At 72.5% G+C, this 4,964-nt stretch carries 5 protein-coding genes; 1 reads left to right on the plus strand and 4 read right to left on the minus strand.

The window, feature by feature from the left end; genetic code table 11:
* Both C1J01_RS46180 and C1J01_RS46185 read right to left on the minus strand, forming a co-directional pair.
* On the minus strand, positions 1-704 hold a 704-nt coding region (locus C1J01_RS46180), incomplete at its 3' end, for an AAA family ATPase (RefSeq protein WP_146615993.1).
* Positions 705-1,814: an exonuclease SbcCD subunit D gene (locus tag C1J01_RS46185; RefSeq protein WP_111185336.1), complete on the minus strand. Its 1,110-nt coding sequence runs from the start codon at positions 1,812-1,814 to the stop codon at positions 705-707.
* A 107-nt stretch (positions 1,815-1,921) separates the two neighbouring features.
* On the opposite strand from C1J01_RS46185, the gene C1J01_RS46190 reads away from it, so the two are divergent.
* The gene (locus C1J01_RS46190; protein WP_111185337.1) at positions 1,922-3,415 is read left to right on the plus strand and encodes an alpha/beta hydrolase family protein; all 1,494 of its coding nucleotides are present in this window, start codon (positions 1,922-1,924) and stop codon (positions 3,413-3,415) included.
* On the opposite strand, the gene C1J01_RS46195 is transcribed toward C1J01_RS46190, so the two are convergent.
* Both C1J01_RS46195 and C1J01_RS46200 read right to left on the minus strand, forming a co-directional pair.
* The gene (locus tag C1J01_RS46195) at positions 3,388-4,317 is read right to left on the minus strand and encodes an alpha/beta hydrolase (RefSeq protein WP_111185338.1); all 930 of its coding nucleotides are present in this window, start codon (positions 4,315-4,317) and stop codon (positions 3,388-3,390) included. The two genes, C1J01_RS46190 and C1J01_RS46195, sit on opposite strands and share 28 nt — an antisense overlap.
* Before the next feature lies 1 nt (position 4,318).
* A partial coding sequence (locus tag C1J01_RS46200) for an enoyl-CoA hydratase-related protein (protein ID WP_111185339.1) occupies positions 4,319-4,964 on the minus strand: 646 nt, incomplete at its 5' end.

Below are 4,964 nucleotides of genomic sequence, written 5' to 3' on the forward strand. Positions count from 1 at the left end.
GTGGTGAGGGTGGCGGTGAGGGTGGCGATGAGGTCGGGGCCGGCGGCCTCCTCCACGCGACTGATCGCGAAGTCGACCTGCTGACGCAGGTCCTGGGCCTCGCGCCCGGCCTGCTTGCGGTGCTCGGCCAGCCACGACTCCGCCTGGGTGAACACCTTGACGCTGAACAGCCGCTCCAGCAGCTTGGCGCGCTCGTCGCCGTCAGCGCGCAGGAACTTGGCGAAGTCGCCCTGCGGCAACATCGCCACCTGGCAGAACTGGGCGGCGTTCATGCCGAGCAGCCCGCCCACCAGGTCGCCGGCCTCGTCGAGCCGGGTGGTGAGCCCGCGCCACTCGGAGCCCTGCCACTCCGAGACGATGACCTTGGGTTTCTCCTCGGTGACGCCAGTGCCCCGCCGCTTGGGACGCTGCCAGGCCGGCGAGCGCTGGATGCGCAGTAACCGGCCGCGGATCGTCACCTCCAGCGTGACCGACGGCCCGGCCCCGGCCGGGGCGTGGTCGCAGCGCAGACTGCGGGCGCTGTTGCGCTGGCCGGGCACCTGACCGTAGAGGGCGAAGCAGAGGGCGTCGAGGATCGTGGTCTTGCCCGCCCCCGTCGGCCCGTGGACGAGGAAGAGCCCGGCCTCCGCCAGGGCGTCGAAGTCGACCGTCTCGGTGCCGGGAAAGGACCCGAACGCCGTCAGCGAGAGCCGGTGCGGCCGCATCTACGCCATCGTCTCCTTCACCCGGGATGCCTCGATCGCCTGTCTTAGCAGGGTTTCCTCCTCGGGCGCGGCAGGCTCGCCGCGCACCTCGCGGACGAAGTCGAGCGTGACCTCCGTCTCCGGCCGCCCGCTGACGCGCGCGTGCTGGGCGGCGGGAACGGCGCCGACCGGGTCGAAGGAGAGGGCCAGGGTGTGGGGGAAGCGGGCGCGCAGCCGTTCCATGGCCGATTTGGGACGGACGGCGTCGGTGAGCGTGACCTGCAGCCAGTGGTCTTCGTAGGCGGCGTGGCGGGGCTCGGTCAGCAGGTCGTCGAGGGCGCCGCGGAGCCGGCCGATCGGGCGGGGCACCGGCGCGGGCACGAACTCGGTCTCGCCGCCCAGCGTGACCAGCCACGAGCCCTTGACGTGGCCGACCTCGGAGAAGGAGTAGGCCAGCGGCGAGCCGGAGTAGCGGACGGTCTCGGACATGCGCTGGCGCCCGTGCAGGTGGCCGAGCGCGACGTAGTCGACCCCGTCGAAGGCGGACAACGGCACGTGGGCCACCCCGCCCACGCTGATGTCGCGCTCGCTGTCGCTGGCCTGCCCGCCGGTGACGAAGCAGTGCGACAACACCACGGCCGCGCGGTGGCGGCCGGCGTCGGCGCGGACGCGGCCCATCACGTGGGAGATCGCCGCGGTGTGGCTGCGGTCGGGCAGCTCCCAGGCGGCCCGCACCAGCTCCGGCTCCAGATACGGGATGCCGTAGAAGGCGACGTCGTCGACCACCACCGGCTCCCAGGACTGCTCCGGCGCGGTGCGCACGTGCACCCCCGCGGCGTCGAACAGCGCCGAGCCGAACCGCAGCCGCAGCGCCGAGTCGTGGTTGCCGCTGATCAGCACCACCCGCGCCCCCGCCGCGCGCAGCCGGGCGAGCGCCTGGTCGAGCAGCGCCACCGCGTCGACCGGCGGCAGCGCCCGGTCGTAGACGTCGCCCGCGACGGCCACCACGTCGACCCGCTCGGCCCGCACCGTCTCGACCAGGTGATCGACGAACGCGGCCTGCCCGGCGAGCAGGCTCTCACGGTGGAACGAGCGCCCGAGGTGCCAGTCGGAGGTGTGCAGGATCCGCATGTCGCAGGAAGCTAACAGTTCCCGCCGACAAAAGTGGCCCCTCCCGCCACACCCGCCGGGAGTAGGCTGGATGATCAGCGGGCAAACCAACGCACATGGGGAGGCCAATGCGCACTGGCCGTGGCACCTTGAGCGTCGCCGCCGGTCTGGTGCTGGTGGCTCTTGCGGCCGTCGGTTACGTCCTGCCGCCCGCGTTCGACCCCCCGCCGCTCAAGGCCGATCCGGCCTTCCAGTCCATCCCGGCCCAGCCGGTCGCCGAGCTCACGCCGGTGGCGGCGGTCCACCCCATCCGCCACGAGGAGATCTCGATCGCGGCGGAGGGCCAGCGTCTGGAGGGCACGCTCCGGGTACCGCTGACGCCTGGACGGCATCCGGCCATGGTGTTCGTGTCGGGGTCGGGCAACGGCTCGCGCACGGAGTTCACGCCGCAGGCGGAGTTCCTGGCCAAGGCGGGGGTGGCGACGATCGCCTTCGACAAGCGCACGATCGGCTACAACTTCCGCGACCGCGACTTCGCGCTGCTGGCCGACGACGCGCTGCGGATGGTCGAATACCTGCGCGCCCGCCCCGAGATCGATCCCGGGCGGGTCGGGGTGTGGGGCGTCAGCGAGGGCGGCTGGGTGGTGCCGATCGCGGCGGCCAAGAGCGCGTCGGTCGGCTTCATGGTGCTGGTCTCCTCCCCCAACGTCTCCCCGCTGCGCCAGGTCGCCTGGGCGCTCAACGAACAGCTGCTGCGCCTGCGCGCCCCCATCGGCTCGCGCGACCTGCTGACGAGAGGGATGGGCGCGGTCGGCTTCGACTTCCTGCGCTACGACGCGATGCCCGCGTTAAGCCAGGTCAAGCAGCCTGTCCTGGCCTTCTACGGCACCACCGACCCCTCGATCCCGTTCGTCGAGTCGACCCGGGCGCTCATCACCGCGCTCGGCAAGGCGGGCAACGACGACTACACGATCCGCTTCATGGCGAACGGCGACCACGCCATGCGCGTCAACGGCGGCGACTTCACCGAGGGCTACCTGGAGACCCTGACCAACTGGATCCTCGGCCTGCCCGGCACGGCCGAGCCGGCGGTGCACATGGCGGGCGCCACGCCGGTGCAGCGGTTCGAGGCCAGCGACGTGCCCGCCGCCCCCTGGTACGCCGGCGGCACCATGCTCGGCCTGACGATCTGCCTGGCCGCCGTCGGCTACGTGGCGGGCCCGGTGGCGGCCATGGTGGTCCGCCTGCGCCATCGCGGCCAGACGCTCGAGGAGACCAACGCCCGGTTGTGGCCGCCGATCCGGCGCCGGCTCACCCGGATGGCGTGGACGAGCCTCGGCCTGCTGGCCTCGGTGGTGGCGTTCATCACGCTGCTGGTGCTGTTCTCGGTCAACCAGGCCGGCGCCTGGCCGGCGGTGCTGGCCGGCTGGCTGGTGGTGCGGCTGCTGGCCGTGCTCATGCTGATCCAGGAGGTCACGGCGGTGGCGGCGTACGTGTCGGCGCTGCGCGAGGGCCTGCAGCCGAGCCGGTGGCAGTACGTGACCGTCGGAGGCGTGCTCGGCGGCACCGGCCTGCTGATGGTGGCCGCGGCCTACTACGGGTTGTTCTCGTTCCCCTGGTAGACGAAAGCCTGCATCCACCGGTCGATCTCGGCGAAGACCTGCTTGCGCACCGGCTCCGACGACAGCACGAGGTCGTGCACGCCGTCCTTGACGCGTACGCACGTCACGTGCGGCCCCACGGCGGTGGCCCAGCGGGCGATCTGCCGCGGGTCGAGCACCACGTCGGCCGAGCGCGCCTCGGGCACGAAGTCGCGTACGCGCAGCCCCGCGGCGCAGGCGAGCACGAGCACCGGCGCGTCCACCGACAGCCCGGCGTGCAGCCGGCGCTGCGCCCGGCGGATGGCGGCCAGCCACATCCCGTGCACCGGGAAGCCGCCGAGCGGCTTGAGCTCCAGGTCGTAGTCCCACTCGCCGCCCTCGCTGCGGTGCAGCGACCGCCCGTAGACGGTGTTGACGCCCAGCGGCAGCACCCACCGCGTGTACGACAGCGGCGTCTTCAGCAGGTCGGCGGCCAGCCGCATCGGCGTGGACACGTTCAGGTCGAAGAACGGGCTGTTGAGCACGAGCCCCTGCACCAGGCCCCGGCCGCGGACCCGGTCGGCCCACAGCGCCGCGATCAGGCCGCCGGTCGAGTGGGCGTTGATCGTCAGCTCGTCGTGGTCGCGCCGGATGATGCGCACGGCCTCGTCGATCTCGGGGAAGTAGTCGGTGACGCTCCTGATCAGGCCCCTGGTCTGGTGGGGCAGCAGTGAGCGGCCGTACTTGCGCAGGTCGAGCGCGTAGAAGTCGATGCCCCGCTCGGCGTAGTGGTCGGCCAGGTGGTCCTGGAAGAAGTAGTCGGTGAAGCCGTGCAGGTAGAGGACCGCCCTGCGGGAGCCGGTCGCGGCCTTCCTCGACACGAGCGTCGCGACGACCTCGCCCTCGAAGTCGTCGGGCATGGGCAGGACGGTGACCTCGTACACGCTAGACACCATAAGGATTGTCCGGCCATTGCGGGAGGCCGGACGGCATGTCCTGGCTCACCTTCATCGGGAATTCGGCCGGCCGTTTCTCCAGGAACGCCGTCACGCCCTCGGCCGCGTCCGGAGCGCCGCCCAGCTCGGCCATGAGCCGCGAGTCGGCCGCGTGCGCCTCCCACGGCGAGGCCGCCGACAGGCCCGACCACATGAGCCGCCGGACGGCCGCCACGGAGACGGCCGAGGTGTTGCCGGCGATCTCCCGGCCCAGCGCGTACGCCGCGGGCAGCAGCTCGTCGGGCGGCAGCACCCGTGAGACGAGCCGCCCCTCGAGCGCCTCCGAGGCGGGGAAGACGCGGCCGGTCGCGGCCCACTCCATGGCCTGCGCGATGCCGACGATGCGGGGCAGGAACCAGCTGGAGGCGGCCTCGGTGACGATCCCGCGCCGGGCGAAGACGAACCCGAACCTCGCCGTCTCGGAGGCCAGCCGGACGTCCATCGGCAGCGTCATCGTGACGCCGACGCCGACCGCCGGGCCGTTGATCGCGCCGATGACCGGCTTGAGCGAGCGGGCGATCCTCAGCGCGACCGTGCCGCCGCCGTCGCGCGGCGCGCCGTCCACGGTCTCGCCCTTCTCCCGGTGCGCGAACGTG

It is taken from the genome of Nonomuraea aridisoli (assembly GCF_003236395.1).
Taxonomy (GTDB): Bacteria; Actinomycetota; Actinomycetes; order Streptosporangiales; family Streptosporangiaceae; genus Nonomuraea; species Nonomuraea aridisoli.

Bases quoted from the DNA above. Each gene is read 5' to 3' on its own strand.
- C1J01_RS46185 (WP_111185336.1), bottom strand. From the start codon at position 1,814: ATGCGGATCCTGCACACCTCCGACTGGCACCTCGGGCGCTCGTTCCAC.
- C1J01_RS46190 (WP_111185337.1), top strand. From the start codon at position 1,922: ATGCGCACTGGCCGTGGCACCTTGAGCGTCGCCGCCGGTCTGGTGCTG.